This is a genomic window from Acidovorax facilis (genome assembly GCF_023913775.1).
In the GTDB taxonomy this organism is placed as follows: domain Bacteria; phylum Pseudomonadota; class Gammaproteobacteria; order Burkholderiales; family Burkholderiaceae_C; genus Acidovorax; species Acidovorax facilis.
The window spans coordinates 1-16586 of the sequence record NZ_JAMXAX010000129.1 but is presented as its reverse complement, the minus strand read 5'-3'; the positions used below and the strand labels follow the sequence as shown (position 1 = coordinate 16586).

13 protein-coding genes are annotated in these 16586 nt (G+C 64.4%); 9 read left to right on the top strand and 4 right to left on the bottom strand.

What is annotated here, in order from left to right:
• Positions 1 to 474 precede the first annotated feature (474 nt).
• On the top strand, positions 475 to 687 hold the full coding sequence (locus NFX52_RS24690) for a hypothetical protein (protein WP_055395311.1): 213 nt from the start codon (positions 475 to 477) through the stop codon (positions 685 to 687).
• Positions 688 to 907: 220 nt separating this feature from the next.
• Positions 908 to 1933, top strand: a complete 1026-nt coding sequence (locus tag NFX52_RS24685) for an SDR family oxidoreductase (protein WP_055395313.1) — start codon at positions 908 to 910, stop codon at positions 1931 to 1933.
• 18 nt (positions 1934 to 1951) lie between these two features.
• Here NFX52_RS24685 and NFX52_RS24680 read toward each other — a convergent pair whose 3' ends face one another.
• The gene (locus NFX52_RS24680) at positions 1952 to 2329 is read right to left on the bottom strand and encodes a DUF779 domain-containing protein (protein ID WP_055395315.1); all 378 of its coding nucleotides are present in this window, start codon (positions 2327 to 2329) and stop codon (positions 1952 to 1954) included.
• Positions 2330 to 2500: 171 nt separating this feature from the next.
• Positions 2501 to 4024 (bottom strand): acetaldehyde dehydrogenase ExaC, encoded by a 1524-nt coding sequence (gene exaC, locus NFX52_RS24675; RefSeq protein ID WP_055395316.1) that lies wholly within the window; start codon positions 4022 to 4024, stop codon positions 2501 to 2503.
• Between the two features lie 310 nt (positions 4025 to 4334).
• Here exaC and NFX52_RS24670 point away from each other — a divergent pair, with 310 nt between their 5' ends.
• On the top strand, positions 4335 to 6305 hold the full coding sequence (locus NFX52_RS24670) for a sigma-54-dependent Fis family transcriptional regulator (protein WP_055395333.1): 1971 nt from the start codon (positions 4335 to 4337) through the stop codon (positions 6303 to 6305).
• A gap of 3 nt (positions 6306 to 6308) precedes the next feature.
• On the opposite strand, the gene NFX52_RS24665 is transcribed toward NFX52_RS24670, so the two are convergent.
• On the bottom strand, positions 6309 to 7895 hold the full coding sequence (locus NFX52_RS24665; RefSeq protein ID WP_055395318.1) for a methyl-accepting chemotaxis protein: 1587 nt from the start codon (positions 7893 to 7895) through the stop codon (positions 6309 to 6311).
• A 205-nt stretch (positions 7896 to 8100) separates the two neighbouring features.
• On the opposite strand from NFX52_RS24665, the gene NFX52_RS24660 reads away from it, so the two are divergent.
• Positions 8101 to 8607, top strand: a complete 507-nt coding sequence (locus NFX52_RS24660) for a flavodoxin family protein (RefSeq protein ID WP_055395320.1) — start codon at positions 8101 to 8103, stop codon at positions 8605 to 8607.
• A 46-nt stretch (positions 8608 to 8653) separates the two neighbouring features.
• Here the strand turns inward: NFX52_RS24660 and NFX52_RS24655 are convergent, their stop codons facing one another.
• A complete protein-coding gene (locus NFX52_RS24655) occupies positions 8654 to 8992 on the bottom strand; it encodes an ArsR/SmtB family transcription factor (protein WP_055395322.1) in 339 nt (112 codons plus the stop codon).
• 96 nt (positions 8993 to 9088) lie between these two features.
• On the opposite strand from NFX52_RS24655, the gene NFX52_RS24650 reads away from it, so the two are divergent.
• The 5 genes from NFX52_RS24650 to NFX52_RS24630 all read left to right on the top strand — a co-directional run bounded on the left by NFX52_RS24650 (position 9089) and on the right by NFX52_RS24630 (position 16550).
• Positions 9089 to 10159: an efflux RND transporter periplasmic adaptor subunit gene (locus NFX52_RS24650; protein WP_055395325.1), complete on the top strand. Its 1071-nt coding sequence runs from the start codon at positions 9089 to 9091 to the stop codon at positions 10157 to 10159.
• A gap of 1 nt (position 10160) precedes the next feature.
• Positions 10161 to 13508 carry an efflux RND transporter permease subunit gene (locus NFX52_RS24645; RefSeq protein WP_055395327.1) on the top strand — a complete coding sequence of 1116 codons (3348 nt, stop codon included), beginning with the start codon at positions 10161 to 10163 and terminating at the stop codon, positions 13506 to 13508.
• Between the two features lie 63 nt (positions 13509 to 13571).
• Positions 13572 to 14858, top strand: coding sequence for an NAD(P)/FAD-dependent oxidoreductase (locus tag NFX52_RS24640; RefSeq protein ID WP_055395329.1), 1287 nt, complete (start codon positions 13572 to 13574; stop codon positions 14856 to 14858).
• A 59-nt stretch (positions 14859 to 14917) separates the two neighbouring features.
• Entirely contained in the window at positions 14918 to 15127 is a 210-nt protein-coding gene (locus tag NFX52_RS24635; protein ID WP_055395335.1) for a YgaP family membrane protein, read from the top strand.
• Between the two features lie 13 nt (positions 15128 to 15140).
• Positions 15141 to 16550, top strand: coding sequence for a TolC family protein (locus tag NFX52_RS24630; RefSeq protein ID WP_055395331.1), 1410 nt, complete (start codon positions 15141 to 15143; stop codon positions 16548 to 16550).
• Positions 16551 to 16586: the final 36 nt, after the last annotated feature.

The window sequence follows — 16586 nt, the reverse complement described above, 5'->3', positions numbered from 1 at the left end:
CCCAGGATGACTTTGGGCTGGAGCAAGCCTATTGAGGTGTATGCCGAGCATTTGGCTCGCTTGGCCCAACAGCCCGATTCAGTCCATTAACTTGATTGTTGCACTTGGACTTGAAACCGCCCTTGATGGATAATCGCAAACAGCTATTATTTTTATAGCATTTAAGCCATCCACCACGCTCGCAGCAGTTGCGCATAGTCAGGCGAGAAATGAACGGCGCACTTTAGCGCACGCGCCCCGCACTTCCCGCCAGCACAGCCAAAGCGCCACGCTGCACTATCCAGAAGAATCCCACGCACCTTTGCGCGCCTCGCAAGATGCAGAAACCTGGTGTGCGTTTGCTTACGGCAGATGGAAAAAGGACGACCCGCCTATAGGACAGGGACTACAGAAATTGCCCTGGTGCATTTTGAGAATGAACTCACACACGGCCCCCCGTGTGCAATTTTTCTTTTCTTTCACCAGGAGATATCAATGTCCAGCAACAACCCTCAAGGCCAGAACCAGCACACCGACAACAACGACTCCCAGCGCAAGAATCAGGGCAGCCGGCAGGCCGAGCAAAGCAACGATCCATCCGGCAACCGCCAGCAGGGGCAGAACGACCCTTCGGGCTCCAGCGGCAATCAGGGAAGCCGTGAGCAACATGGCGATTCTTCCCGCCGCACACCCCAGAACCAGCGCTGATCCGTCGAGCGGCGCCTTGCCGTGAGACTGATGCAGGCCAAACGGGCGCACGCCAAGCCGCAAGCCGGCGGTGGGGCGTCTGCCTTGTGACCTCGGGCCGCGCTGCCTCCACCCCGGAAGCAGCGCGGCCTTACTTTTTGCCCCTGGTGCGGCCTTCATTCAGCGCGCCACACCACTGCGCTTCGTTTTTCTTTCATTCATTGAGCCAGCACCCTCTGCCATGAACACATCCAAAACGCCCCCCTCCGACACAGCGGTCCATGCAACGGTCCAGAAGCAGAGGCGGATCCAGACCGAGCAGGACCGCCACGACACACACCAGCCTCCAAAGAGCAAGGCACGACCCACGCAGGGCAAAGGCAGCCCTGCGGCACCGGGGCCGGGTCACGCGGAACCGGCACCTCCGCTGCCCGACCAGCACCTCGCCAAACCGGGCCTGGAGGCGGACATGGAACTCAAGCCCCAGTTCGAGGCAGCCCACTACCGGGGCAGCGACAAACTCAAAGGGTTCTCTACCCTGGTCACTGGCGGTGACTCGGGCATTGGCCGCGCGGTGGCCGTGCTGTTTGCCCGCGAGGGCGCGGACGTTGCCATTGCGTACCTGGCGGAACATGAAGATGCAGAGCAGACTCGCCAGCTGGTGGAGGCCGAAGGCGGCCGGTGCATTCTGATCCCCGGCGACGTCAAAGACGCTGCGTACTGCGCGGATGCCGTGCGGCAGGTGGTCACGGCGTTTGGCAAGCTCAATGTGCTGGTCAACAACGCGGCATTCCAGGAGCATGCGGCATCCCTGGAAGAACTGACGGCCGAGCGTTTTGACGAAACGTTCCAGACCAATATCTACGGCTACTTCCACATGGCCAAGGCAGCCCTGCCCCACCTGCACCGGGGTGACTCGATCATCAACACCGGCTCCGTCACCGGGCTGCGCGGCAGCAAGGAACTGATCGACTACTCGGCCACCAAGGGGGCCATCCATGCGTTCACCAAGGCCTTGGCCCACAACCTTGCCGACCAAGGCATCCGAGTGAACGCTGTCGCCCCCGGGCCGGTATGGACCCCGCTCAACCCAGCGGACAAGGCGCCAGACGACATCGAAAAATTTGGTGCAAAGACCCACCTGGGCCGCCCGGCGCAGCCCGAGGAGATTTCACCCGCCTACGTGTTTCTTGCAGCGCCGTGCTGCTCCAGCTACATCACCGGCACCGTGCTGCCGATCACGGGCAACGCCGGCGACGGCGCGTGAAGAGAGCACCGCCTCGCATCACGCCAGATCGCGGGCGACCAGCGGCTCAATCCCAGCCCATTCCTCGTCCGTGAACAGGCGCGAGCGGGTGTGGAAAGCCTTGCCGGTGCTGCCCTCCAGCGAAAACGTGCCGCCGTGCCCGTCAATCACATCCAGAATGAGCTGCGTGTGCTTCCAGTATTCGTACTGCGATTTACCGATGTAAAACGGCGCGCCGCCCACATGCCCCAGCAAGACATCCCCCGCCCCAATGGTCAGGTCGGTGGGCAAGTAACAGTTGGCGGCACTGTTGTCGCAACACCCGCCCGACTGGTGGAACATGACGCTGCCATGCTGCGCCTGCAACTGCGCAATCAGCGCCAGGGCTGCGTCGGTGGCAATGACTCTCTCGACCATGGTGATCTCCTGATGGGCCAAAAAAACGCTGCTGTGCCCAAAGTGATTTCACAGCAGCGTCACGGTGGTTCATAGAGCGTCGATGGCTAGGCGCGCCGTCGCAGACAGTAGCAGCGCTACGGCAAGACGGAGCAACGACGCCAGCGGCGTTCTGTGGACCACAGCTCCCAATCAGAAAAAGCCCAGCTTGTTTTCAGAGTACGAAACCAAGAGGTTCTTGGTTTGTTGGTAGTGGTCCAGCATCATCTTGTGCGTCTCGCGCCCAATGCCCGATTCCTTGTAGCCGCCAAACGCCGCGTGCGCGGGGTAGGCGTGGTAGCAGTTGGTCCACACCCGCCCGGCCTTGATGGCGCGGCCCATGCGGTAGGCCACATTGCCGTTGCGGCTCCACACGCCCGCCCCCAGGCCGTACAGCGTGTCGTTGGCAATGGCCAGCGCTTCGGCTTCGTCCTTGAAGGTGGTCACGGCCAGCACGGGACCGAAGATTTCTTCCTGGAAGATGCGCATCTTGTTGTGGCCCTTGAACAGCGTGGGCTGCACGTAGTAGCCGCCTTCCAGGTCGCCACCCAGGTGGGCTTGGCCACCGCCAGCCAGGACTTCGGCGCCTTCGGCCTTGCCCAGTTCCAGGTACGAGAGGATCTTGGTGAGCTGCTCCTTGGAAGCCTGTGCGCCCATCATGCTGTCGGAGTCCAGCGGGTTGGCATGTTTGATGGCCGCCACGCGCTTCAAGACACGCTCCATGAATTTGTCGTAGATGCTTTCCTGGATCAGCGCTCGGCTGGGGCAGGTGCAGACCTCGCCCTGGTTGAACGCGAACAGCACCAGGCCTTCCACACACTTGTCGAGGAAGGCATCGTCCTTGTCCATGATGTCGGCGAAGAACACGTTGGGGCTCTTGCCGCCCAGCTCCAGCGTGGCGGGAATCAGGTTGTTGGCGGCGGCCTGCGCAATCACGCGGCCTGTGCTGGTGGAACCGGTGAAGGCGATCTTGGCAATGCGCTTGCTGGTGGCCAGCGGCATGCCCGCCTCACGGCCATAGCCGTTGACGATGTTGAGCACGCCGGGCGGCAGCAGGTCGGCAATCAGCTCGGCCAGGATGAGGATGGAAATGGGGGTGGACTCTGCAGGCTTGAGCACCACGCAGTTGCCCGCGCCCAGCGCAGGTGCCAGTTTCCACGCCGCCATCAGGATGGGGAAGTTCCACGGAATGATCTGGCCCACCACACCCAGTGGTTCCTGGATGTGGTACGCCACGGTGTTCTCGTCGATGTTGGAGAGGGCGCCTTCCTGCGCACGCACGCATCCCGCAAAGTAGCGGAAGTGGTCCACGGTGAGTGGGATGTCGGCGTTCAGCGTTTCGCGGATGGCCTTGCCGTTGTCCACGGTTTCCGCATAGGCCAGCAGCTCCAGGTTCTGCTCGATGCGGTCGGCAATCTTCAGCAGGATATTGCTGCGCGTGGCGGCGTCGGTCTTGCCCCAGGCGTCGGCAGCGGCGTGGGCGGCGTCCAGCGCCAGCTCGATGTCTTCGGCGGTGGAGCGGGCGGCCTGGGTGTAGATCTTGCCGTTGACGGGCGAGATCACATCGAAGTATTGGCCCTTGACCGGGGGCACAAATTGGCCGCCGATGAAGTTGTTGTACTGGGGCTTGTAGGCGATCTTGGCGCCAGCGGCGCCGGGGGCTGCGTAAACGGTCATGTTGTCTGTCTCCGGTGGATTTGTGGACATCTGGTCGGCACACCGCGCCGCCAGATGCAGGACATGACTCAAAACCCGTGCCAACCTGCCCCACCTGCTAAGTGTTTGATTTTTATGGCTTTGTTTGCGCGTCCGCAAGAATGCACCACCCATCGGCCGCTAAGGTGTCCGCTCCAGAACGCGACACCTGTCACGAAATGGAACAGTTGAAGCGGCCCCTCAGCGCTTGCTATTGCCCTGGCCTCTGGCCACCGCCATACTGGCTTTCAAACAGGGCGCGTTCATGACGCCCGGGCAGGAGACAAACACCATGCGATCCACTTCCACATCTGTGGCACTGCGGCAAGCCCGCCAGCACCTGCTGGAATCAGGCCAATGCCCCATCGGCCTCGTGGACGAGCGCCTGGCACGGTCGTGGCAGCGCAGCCTGGACAGCGGCCTGCTGCCCACCGGGCGGCTGGGCAACCCCGACAACCTGGAGCACCAGGCCTTGCGGCAGTTGCGCGGCCACCACCAGGAGTTGCTGGCGCATTCGCGCCCCGTGATGGAGTACCTGTTTGAGCAGGTACGCGACAGCCAGAGCGTGGTGGTGCTGGCCAGCCCCTGCGGCACGCTGGTGGACACCTGTGGTGACGCCTACTTTCTGGGCAAGGCCGAACGGGTGGCCCTGAGCAGCGGCGCCTCGTGGCACGAAAAGCAGCGCGGCACCAACGCCATCGGCACCGCGCTGGCCGAAATGGCGCCCGTGGAAGTGCACGGCGCAGAACATTTTCTGGAGCGCAACGGCTTTCTGACCTGCGCCGCCGCCCCCATCCTGTCTGCGACCGGGCAGATACTGGGCATTCTGGACATCTCCAGCGAACATAGCCGGGGCAATCCGCACACGCTGGGGCTGGTCAGCACCGCCGCCCACATGATCGAAAACCGGCTGCTGGTGTCGGGCAGCCAGCGCCATGTCCGCCTGCACCTGCACACGCACCCCGAGGGCATTGGCACCGTGGCCGAAGGCATCGCGCTGGTCTCGGAAGACGGCTGGGTGGTGGGCGGCAACCGCAGTGCGCTGGCGCTGCTGCGCATTTCGGTGGCGCAGCTGGGCAGCATCTCGCTGGACCAGATCCTGAACGTGGACCTGCAAGAGCTTCTGGCGCGCCATCACCGCCGGCCCGACGCGCCGCTGTCCTTGCGGCGGCACGATGGCGCCCCGCTTTTTGGGCTGCCAGTGCCCGACAAGCGCACGGTGCGGACCCTGCCCCCATCTGCGCCCGCCCGCCTGCCAGAGGATGCGCTGGCCCAGCTGGACACCGGCGATGCCCGCTGGCGCGCAGCGGCCGCCAAAACACGGCGCATTCTGGGCAAGCCCATCGCCCTGCTCATCCAGGGCGAATCCGGGGTGGGCAAGGAGTGGTTTGCGCGCAGTGCACACCAAAGTGGCCCGCGCCGCGACGGCCCCTTCATTGCCATCAACTGCGCCGCAATGCCCGAGTCGCTGATCGAGTCCGAGCTGTTTGGCTACAGCCCCGGCGCGTTCACCGGCGGCCGGCGCGAGGGGCGCCTGGGGCTGCTGCGCGAAGCCCACGGCGGCACGCTGTTTCTGGATGAGATTGGCGACATGCCGCTGGCCCTCCAGACGCGGCTGCTGCGCGTGCTGCAGGAGCGGCAGGTGGTTCCACTGGGCAGCGCGCAGCCGGTGGCCGTGGACTTTGCCCTCATCTGCGCCTCCAACCGCAAGCTGCGCGAAGAGGCGGAGCAGGGACGGTTTCGCACCGACCTGTACTACCGGATCAACGGTCTGGCGGTCGAGCTGCCCCCCCTGCGCGAGCGCACCGACTTCGAAGCGCTGAGCCAGCGCATGCTCCAGGACATTGAACCCGCCCGACACCTGCGCCTGGACCCTTCGTTGATGGCAGCGCTGGAAAAATACCGTTGGCCGGGCAATTTGCGCCAATGCGCCAGCGTGCTGCGCACCGCCTGCGCCATGCTGGACGCGCACGAGGAGATGGTGGAATGGCACCACCTGTCGGACGACTTTCTGGAAGAACTGCAAAGCGCGGATCGTTTTTCCACGCCCTCCACTACGGAGCGCCCTCCGCAAAACCTGGATGAGCTGTCCCAATCGGCCATCCAGCAGGCGCTGGAGAGCTGCCGGGGCAACATGAGCCACGCAGCGCGCACCCTGGGCATCAGCCGCCAGACGCTGTACCGCAAGCTGGCCCTGCGCAAGGAGCGGCTCGCCGCCCCTGATGTGCAGCACTCCGCCCGGGGCTTGTTGTCAGGGCGCTGACGTTCAGGCCAGCATCAGGCGCTGGCCCGCATGCTGCCCCGATTCCAGTGGCTGGGCAACGCCGGAGAGCTTGAACGTTGCGACCGTTTCCACCAACTTCCTCGACTGTGTGCTCAGACTGGAGGCTGCTGCGGCCATTTCCTCCACCAGCGCTGCGTTTTGCTGGGTGGCCTGGTCCATCTGGTTCACCGCCACATTGACCTGGTTCACCCCTTCGCTTTGCTCAGTTCCGGCCGCGCTGATTTGCGCCACCGTCTCCGTCACCCGCTCAATGGACGAGACCACCTCTTTCATGGTCTGCCCGGCGGTGCCGACCAGCACGGTGCCAGCCTCAACCCGCTCGACACTCGTGGCAATGAGCGTTTTGATCTCCTTGGCGGCCTCCGCAGAGCGTGCCGCGAGGCTGCGCACCTCCGAGGCCACCACGGCAAAACCCCGTCCCTGCTCACCCGCCCTGGCAGCCTCCACGGCCGCATTCAGGGCCAGAATGTTGGTCTGGAACGCGATCCCGTCAATGACACCGATGATTTCGGAAATCTTCTTGGAGCTTTCGTTGATGCCGCTCATGGTGTCCACCACTTTCGACACCACATCGCCCCCCTGCTTGGCCACCGTGGACGCACTCTGGGCGAGGGCATTGGCCTGGCGTGCATTCTGCGCATTGTTTTGCACCGTGGAATTGAGTTCCTCCATGGCGGCAGCGGTCTGCTCCAGCGCACTGGCCTGGTTCTCCGTCCGGGTGGAAAGGTCACTGTTGCCGATGGATATCTGCGCGCTGGCCGCCGCCACGGTTTCGGAACCACTGCGCACCTGGCTGACGATGCGGGTCAGCGAGTCCTGCATCACGGCCAGCGCTGCCAGCAGGGGGCTGAATTCATCCTGCGACGCATCCACCACCGCCGTGGTGAGGTCGCCATTGCGCACGCGGTCAGCCACGGCTTGTGACTCCGTAACCCGGCGCAGGAGGGTAGCGCCGATGTGCCACGAAAACAGCAGCAACCCGATAGCCACCACCACGACGGAGCTCACCAGCGCACGCAAGGTCAGCTTGACGTCCCGCCCAATCTCGGCAAGGCTGGCATCGAGCAGCTTGGACTGGTGTTCCTTCTCCTTGGCAAGAACGGCCAGCACCACATTGCGCGTAGGTATCGTGGACGCGACCAGGAAGTCAAACGCTGGCTCCTTCTTTCCTTCCTTGATCAACTGCAGGTTCTGTTCGGCAACCCGCCAGAAAGCTTCCAGTCCTTGGGTCAATTCGGCACTCAGTGCCTTTTCCGATGCCGAATTTACTGCTTGCTGGAAGCCCGCAAGGTCTTTGTCAATCAGGCGCCTTTTCTCGCCGATATCTGCGAGCGTGGCGGCCAGGTCTTCGGGTGTGCGGACCAGGATGGCATGGCGAACCTGCAAGGAAACCCGGGTGACGTTCAACTCCATGGCACTGGCCTGAAGCTGGCGCGGCACCTCTTCCCGAGCCACCAGTTCGGTCTGGTGATTGACCTCACCCAGATAGATCCAGGCCAGTACGGCGATCCCGGCCAGTCCTGCAATCAGCAGGAAGGAAATGGCATGAAGACGTCTGGCAATGCTCATGGTGTCACCTCTGCAAGGAAGAAATCTGCGTTGCGGCGGCGCTCTAGCACTGCCCCCTGGGCTTCGTACCAATTGCGACAATTTGCAACCAACCGGGCATCTTGGCGGATTGAACGCGCTTCTCGAATGCGGGTCAATGGGGCCGCCCCTGCATGGCGGCAAGCGGGTCTTCAGGGGTCACAGGGCGAGGGGCTATGCTTTACCCATGAGCCCCCGCAAGACCTTGTTGATCGTTTACCACTCGATGACGGATGGCACGCGCCAGATGGCAGATGCAGCACGGGCAGGCGCTTGCTCCGACAAGGATGGGGCCGTTCAAGTGCGACTGCTGCATGCCGCACAGGCTGGCGCCGCAGACGTGCTGGGCGCGGACGGGTTCATTTTTGCCACCCCGGAGAACCTTGCCGCCATCAGCGGGCAACTCAAGGATTTTTTTGACCGCAGCTACTACGCCGTGCTCGACCACATCAATGGTCGCCCCTATGCATGCCTGGTCTGCGCAGGCAGCGATGGGCACAACGCGGCCCGGCAGATGGAACGCATTGCGACCGGCTGGCGCCTGCGGGCCATCGCAGAGCCCCTCATTGTCTGCACCCACGCGCAGACGCCAGAAGCGATTCTGGCCAGGAAGAGCATCGGCAGCGATGAACTGGAACGCTGCCGAGCCTTGGGCGAAGCGATGGCGCAGGGTTTGGCGCTGGGCGTTTTTTAGACGGGCCTCTGCGCCCAGAAACTTGGTGGACTAGTGCTGAAACGGCTCAGCGCACCACCTGAAACGCGGCACGCGCCGCCGAGTCCCGCTCCAGCTGGCGTGCAATATTGCCGCAGACCAGGTCACACAAGGCATCGACCGACTCATCGGTCAGCCGGTAGTACACGCTGGTCCCGCGCCCCTCGCGGGCCACAAGGCCGTGCTTGGTCATCAACGACAGATGCCTTGAGACGTTGGCCGCCGTGTAGCCACATTGCTGCGCCAGGTCTCCCACGTTTTTCTCTCCGTCCCGCAGCAAATTGAGGATGCGCAGCCGCGTGGGTTCGGCAAGAACCTGGAAGTAGGCAGCGACCTGCTCAAGGGCTTCGGGGGGCATCTCTTTCATCGCGGGATCTCCGTGCATTGGGAACACATGATACATTATTGACTAATTAGCTGATTAGTTAAATAATCAATCTCACAAAGATTCCCTGGAGCCGCCATGAAGTCCCTGACCCTGTTGACCGCAGCGCTTTCCCTGGCCGTGTCCGGCGCCTGGGCGGCCGGCGACACCACTGCACAGCCGGTCACCACCTTTACCGTCAAGCCCGCTACAGCCCAGCTGGCGAGCAGTGTGGACGCCCAGGTCGAGGCCGTGCGGGACGCCACCCTCTCCGCCCAGGTACAGGGTGCGGTGATCAGCCTCTCTGCCAAGGCGGGCGACCGCGTTACGGCGGGCCAGGAGCTCGCACGCATTGATGCGCGCGCAGCGCAACAGAACGCCGCTGCCAGCGCGGCGCAGGTGGACGCCGCGCGCGCCGCCCAAAACGTCGCGACCAAGGAGTACGAGCGCCAGAAGCAGCTGTTCCAGAAGCAATACATCGGCCAGGCAGCGCTGGACCGGGCAGAGGCCCAGTGGCGCGCCAGCCAATCGCAGGTGCAGGCCCTGCTGGCGCAGGCAGGTGCGGCCGCCACGCAGTCGGGCTTCTACGTCATCAAGGCGCCTTTTGCGGGCGTCGTGGGCCATGTGCCCGCCACCCTGGGCGACATGGCCATGCCGGGCAAACCCCTGATGACCGTGTACGACCCTTCGCTGATGCGCGTTACCGCCTATGTGGGGCAGCAACAGGCCGCCACACTACGCGAGGGAGGCACTGGCGAGCTGCAGGTGGAAATTCCGGGAGTCTCCGCTTCGCGCATCGCGGTCCCGGCATCCAAAGTGCAGGTGCTGCCCACCGTCGATGCGCAAAGCCACACTGTGCAAGTGCGCGTGGAGCTGCCAACCAGCCTGGTGGGCGTGGCGCCCGGCATGTTCGCCCGTTTGTGGCTCGACGCAGCCAAGGGCACTGCCGCACCGGCAGCAGCTGCCGTGGGCCCGCTGCTGGTACCCGCCAGTGTGGTGGTGCGGCGCGCGGAAATGACGGGCGTCTACGTGCTGGATGGCCAGGGCCGGCCGCTGCTGCGGCAGGTGCGCCTGGGGCGGCCCGCTGGCGACATGGTGGAGGTGTTGAGCGGCGTGCGCGCAGGCGACCGCATTGCACTCCAGCCCCAAGCTGCTGCCAAGGTGCGCTGACATGAGCACCCCCCAAAAACCTTCTCCGCTCGGAATCTCCGGGCGCATCGCCGCCTTGTTTCAGGGCGCGCAAATCACGCCCTTGCTGGCCGTGGTGGCGTTTTTGCTCGGCGTTTTTGCAGTGCTGGTCACGCCCCGCGAGGAAGAGCCGCAAATCGACGTCACCATGGCCAATGTCATCGTGCCGTTCCCCGGTGCCTCCGTGGCAGATGTGGAGCAAATGATTGCGACGCCCGCCGAACAGGTGCTGTCGCAGATGCAAGGCACGGAGCACGTGACCTCGGTGTCCCGGCCCGGCGTGGCGGTGATGACCGTGCAATTCAAGGTGGGCGTGCCACGCACCGAGGCGCTGGTGCGCCTGCACGACACCTTGCGCAGCAATGCCGACTGGCTGCCCAAGGGGCTTGGGGCCATGGACCCGATCATCAAGCCCAAGGGCATCGACGACGTGCCCGTGGTGACGCTCACCCTGCACAGCCGCGACGAAACCTCCGGTGCCTTTGCGCTGGAGCGCGTGGCCCACAGCCTGGAGGCCGAGATCAAGCGCGTGCCCGGCACCCGCGAGGTGCAGACCCTGGGCGGCCCGGGCCGCGCCGTACTGGTGCGCATGGACACCAACCGCATGGCAGCCACCGGCACTACGGTAGACGACCTGCGCCGCGCCTTGCAGTCGGCCAACATGGGGCTGCCCGTGGGAGAGCTGCTGGGCGGCGACCGAACCATCCAGCTGGACAGCGGCCCCGTTCTGGCGCGCGCCGATGAGGTGGCCGACCTCATGGTGGGCGTGCGCTCGGGCAAGCCGGTGTTCCTGAAAGACGTGGCCGATGTTCAGGACGGCGCCTTGCCCGCCAGCAGCTATGTCTGGCATGGGGTTCCACGGCGTGCCGCCAGCACCGCCAGTACCAGCGGCGAAGCCCCGCAGAGCGCCGTGGACGAATACCCGGCCGTGACCCTCACGGTGACCAAGAAGGCGGGAGAGAACGCCATCGACGTCGCCAATGCGGTGATGCAGCGGGTCGAGCAACTGCACAACACTGTGATTCCCGACGGCGTGGAGGTGACGGAAACCCGCAACTACGGCGCCACGGCCAACGACAAGGCCCAAAAGCTCATCCAGAAGCTGCTGTTCGCCACAGCGTCGGTGGTGGCACTCGTCTTCCTGGCCCTGGGCCGCCGCGAAGCCGCCATCGTGGGCGTGGCCGTGGTGCTGACGCTCACGGTGACGTTGTTTGCGTCCTGGGCTTGGGGCTTCACCCTCAACCGGGTATCGCTGTTTGCGCTGATTTTCTCGATCGGCATCCTGGTGGACGACGCCATTGTGGTGGTGGAGAACATCCACCGCCACCAGCTGCTGCACCCCGGACGCAGCCTCAAGGACATCATCCCCCACGCGGTGGACGAGGTGGGTGGCCCCACCATTTTGGCCACATTCACCGTGATTGCCGCCCTGCTGCCCATGGCGTTTGTGAGCGGCCTCATGGGCCCCTACATGAGCCCCATCCCCATCAACGCCAGCATGGGCATGCTGCTGTCGCTGGCCGTGGCGTTCGTCATCACCCCCTGGCTGGCCCGGCTGTGGATGAAGGAGCACACGGGCCATCCACCAGGGCATACCAGCCCGGTGCACAGTGGGCTCAGCGCTCGCATCGCGCCCACCTTCGAGCGGGTTTTCAGCCCCTTGCTGGATGACGCCCAAGGCCGGCGCAACCGCCGCTGGCTGGGGCTGGGCGTGGCGGCACTCATTGCCTTGTCGGTCGCTTTGCCGGTGCTCGGATGGGTGCAGCTCAAGATGCTGCCGTTCGACAACAAGTCCGAGTTCCAGGTGGTGGTGGACATGCCAGCGGGTACGCCAGTTGAGCGCACCGCCGCCGTGCTGCACGAGCTCGGCGCACACCTGGCCACCGTGCCCGAGGTGACCGACTACCAGGCCTACGCAGGCCTCTCCGGCCCCATCAACTTCAATGGACTGGTGCGGCAGTACTACCTGCGCACCGGGGGCGAGGTCGGTGACATCCAGGTCAATCTGGTGGACAAGCAACACCGCAAGGACCAAAGCCACGCCATTGCCATGCGCGTGCGCCCTGCCCTGCAGGAGATCGGCAAGCGCCATGGCGCCAATGTGAAGGTGGTGGAAGTGCCACCCGGCCCACCTGTGCTGTCGCCCATCGTGGCCGAGGTGTATGGCCCCGAGGCCGATGGCAGGCGCGAAGTGGCGCGTGCTGTGCGCGCCGCGCTGGCCGCTACCGAAGGCATTGTGGACGCCGACGACAGCAGCATTGCCGATGCACCCCGCAAGCTGCTCATCGTGGACCGGCGCAAGGCGTCCCTGCTGGGCATTCCCCAGCAGGCCATCGTGAGCGCGCTGCATGCGGGGCTGAGCGGCGAAGCCACCACCTGGCTGCGCGACGCCAGCAAATACCCGGCGCCCGTGCTTTTGCAATTGCCCGCAGAAAGCCACGGCGACTTGGAGGCACTGTTGCGCCTGACGGTCCGGGGTTCTCAAGGCCAGTTGGTCCCCATCCGCGAGCTGGTCACGGTGAGCGACACCCTGCGCGAACAGCCCGTGTATCACAAGGACCTGTTGCCGGTGAATTTTGTGGTGGCCGACATGGCGGGCCGTGTCGACAGCCCGCTGTACGGCATGTTCCAGGCGCGCAGCGCGATTGCCCGCATCGTGGCGCCCGATGGCGGATCGGTGCAGGAATACTTTGTGCGCCAGCCTGCGGATGCCCTGCGGGGCTACGCCATCAAATGGGATGGCGAATGGCAGATCACGTTTGAGACCTTCCGCGACATGGGCGCTGCCTACGCGGTGGGCCTGATCCTGATCTACCTGCTGGTGGTGGCGCAGTTTGGCTCCTACCTCACGCCACTCATCATCATGGCGCCCATCCCGCTGACCATCATCGGCGTGATGCCCGGCCATGCCTTGCTGGGCGCGCAGTACACGGCCACCAGCATGATCGGAATGATTGCCCTGGCGGGCATCATCGTGCGCAACTCCATCCTGCTGGTGGACTTCATCAACCTGCAGGTGCGCGAGGGCGTACCCCTGAAGACGGCCATCGTCCACTCGGCCATCACCCGTGCACAGCCCATTGTGCTGACGGGGCTGGCGGCCATGATCGGCGCGTTCTTCATCCTGGACGACCCGATTTTCAATGGCTTGGCCATTTCACTGATCTTCGGCATCTTTGTTTCCACCGTGCTCACGCTCGTGGTGATCCCCACCCTGTACTACGCAGCGTACCGGGACCGCAGCGCGGGCAGCAGCACCAACGTTGCCGGTCCCGCCAACCCACCGGACAACAGCCCCTCAGAGGCTTCCGTTCACCACGCAGCGCAGTGAACAGCGCACCGAACGCACTGAACGAACGATCGGGCAACCATCCTTCAACCACAGGAGACAACCATGGCACATGTAGTGATTATTGGAGCGGGTATCGGGGGCATGCCGGCTGCGTACGAAATGCGCAGCAAGCTGCCACGCGAGGATCGGATCACAGTGATCAGCGCGGTGGACTACTTCCAGTTCGTGCCCTCCAACCCCTGGATCGCCGTGGGCTGGCGAAAGCGCGATGACATCGTCCTGCAGATCCGCCCCTTACTGGAGCGCAAGGGCATTGATTTCATCGCCCAACCGGTGAAATCCATCGATGCTCCGGGCAAAACCGTCATGCTGGAAGACGGAAGCACCGTGGCCTATGACTACCTGGTGATCACCACCGGCCCCCGGCTGGCGTTTGAGGAAGTGCCTGGTTCTGGCCCTCTGAACGGGCACACACATTCGGTGTGCTCCGTGGACCACGCCGAGCACTTCTGGCGCGACTACCAAAAGTTTCTGGAAGCCCCTGGCCCCATCGTCATTGGCGCCATGCCGGGCGCGAGCTGTTTTGGCCCGGCCTACGAGTTCGCATTCATCGTTGCAGCGGACCTGCGCAAGCGCAAGCTGCGCCACAAGGTGCCGATCACCTTTGTTACCAGCGAGCCCTACATCGGCCACCTGGGCCTGGGCGGCGTGGGCGACAGCAAAAGCATGCTGGAGAGCGAGCTGCGCAGCCAGGACATCAAGTGGATCCACAACGCGCGCACCACTCGGGTTGAAGCGGGCAAGATGTTTGTCGAGCAGCTGGACGACAAAGGCCAGGTGCACCAGCAGCACGAGCTGGGCTTCAAGCTGTCGATGATGCTGCCAGCCTTCAAAGGGGTTGATGCCGTGGCGTCCGTGCCCGGGCTGTGCAACCCGCGCGGGTTCGTGTTGATCGACGAGCATCAGCGCAGCAAGGCCTACCCCCACATCTTCTCGGCCGGGGTCTGCGTTGCGATTCCGCCCGTCGAGGTGACACCCGTGCCCACCGGCGCACCCAAGACGGGCTACATGATCGAGACCATGGTCTCGGCCATCGTGCACAACATTGCCGCCGACATTGCGGGCCAGCCCGCCACTGCCACCGCCACATGGAACGCCATCTGCCTGGCCGACATGGGGGACACCGGCGCGGCCTTTGTGGCCCTGCCCCAGATACCACCGCGCAACGTCAACTGGTTCAAGAAGGGCAAATGGGTGCACCTGGGCAAGATTGCTTTCGAGAAGTACTTCCTGAACAAGATGAAGTCGGGCAATTCCGAGCCCATCTACGAGAAGTACGTGCTCAAGCTCCTGGGCATCACCCGCTTGCACGAGCAAAAGCCCCATTGACCGGCGCGGGACCACGCACCCACCCCCAGTTTCTATCGTTTCTTAACAAGGAGTTCATCATGACAACCTGGCAAATCGTTCGTTTGGTCGCAGGCACCTTCATCCTGCTTTCTCTGGCGTTGGGCATTCCCGGCAGCCCTGTTTTTGCCAGCCAGTGGTGGCTGGCCTTCACGGCGTTTGTGGGCGTGAACCTGCTGCAGAGCGGGCTCACCAAGTGGTGCCTGATGGAGACCATCTTGCGCAAGTTGGGCGTGCGCCCAGGCTGCTGAGGAGGACCACGCCATGCGCAAACTCCTCCTGAGCGCTGCCTTGCTGGCCTGCGGCATGGGTGCAGCCCAGGCGGCAGATTTGCACGAGGCTTGGCTGGCCGCAAGGCAGCAACACCCGGACATGGCAGCAGCGACGGCCACACGCGCCGCAGGCGAGGCCCGCCGCGTGCAGGCCAGCCGCTTGTGGAACCCCTCTGTGACGGCCCAGGCTGCGACAGGCGCGACGGGCTCACAGACCTCTGCCCAGGGGGCCGCGTTTTCCATGCCAGGGACACCACAGACCTCTGGGGTGGGTTTTGACACCTCGGTCCGCAGCGGCCCGGGTACACGCTGGGGTGTGGAGGCGCGCATGCCGCTGTACAACCCCGAGCGCAGCGCACAGGGGCGCCAGCTGCTGCTGTCCGCCGATCTGGCAGAACTGCAGGCCGCCTCGGTGCAGGAACAGCTGATGCTGCGAACGGCCCAGCAATACTTCTCGGCCGTGCTGGCGCAGCAGCAGCGCGCGTTGCAACTGCGCCAGCAGGAAGCAACCGATCAGGCTCTCAAAGAGGCGCTGGACCGCTTTGCATTGGGAGACTCGCCGATCACGGATGTGCGCGAAGCCGAGGCGCGCGCGCAGGCCAACGCTGCACTGGTGCAAGCAGCCGATGTTGAGATGCAGATTGCGCGCCAGGCTCTGGCCCAGACCACAGGCTGGAGTCCTGCGCAACTGCCCCCCCTACACCTGCCAGCCTCGTCGGGCAACGAAACCACCGCCTTGCGCGATGGCAAACCCCTCGCGCCCCTGCCTCACTGGCTGAATCTCGCCGCGCAGGACAACCTTCAGGTGCGCACCCAGGCGCAGGCCCTCGCACTGGCCGAGCAAGAGGCAACCAAGGCGGCGCGTTTTGCCAGCACCAAGGTGGACCTGGTGGCCCAGGCCGGTGGCGACCACCTGTCAGGATCAGGCCGGTGGGGCTCGGCCAGCAACTCCGCACGCCAGTACATGGTGGGTGTGCAAATCCAGGTGCCGCTGTACACCGGTGGCCAACTTGATGCGCGCCAGCAGGAACTGCTGCGCCTTCAGGACAAGGCCCAGGCCGACCTCGACAGCGCCCGGCTTGCCGTCGCCCAGCAGGTACGCACCAGCTGGCTGCACCTGCAGGCTGGGGCCGCCCGGACCCAGGCCCTGGAGTCGGCGCTCAGGTCGGCCCAGGTTCGGCTGCAGGCGACCCAACTGGGTCGCCAGGTGGGCGACCGCACCACACTGGATTTGCTGCAGGCACACAATGACGCGATGCAGTCGCAATCCAACCTGCTGGGGCACCAGACCCGCATGGCGCAAGAGCGCCTGCAGTTGATGGCTTTGGCGGGCCAGCTCGACGAGGCCGCGTTGCAAGCGGCCACCGACACAGCGCACAAGCTGGCCCCGCCCACACCGTGAACGCCTCCAACCATGCCCTCATCCCACACCCTCACC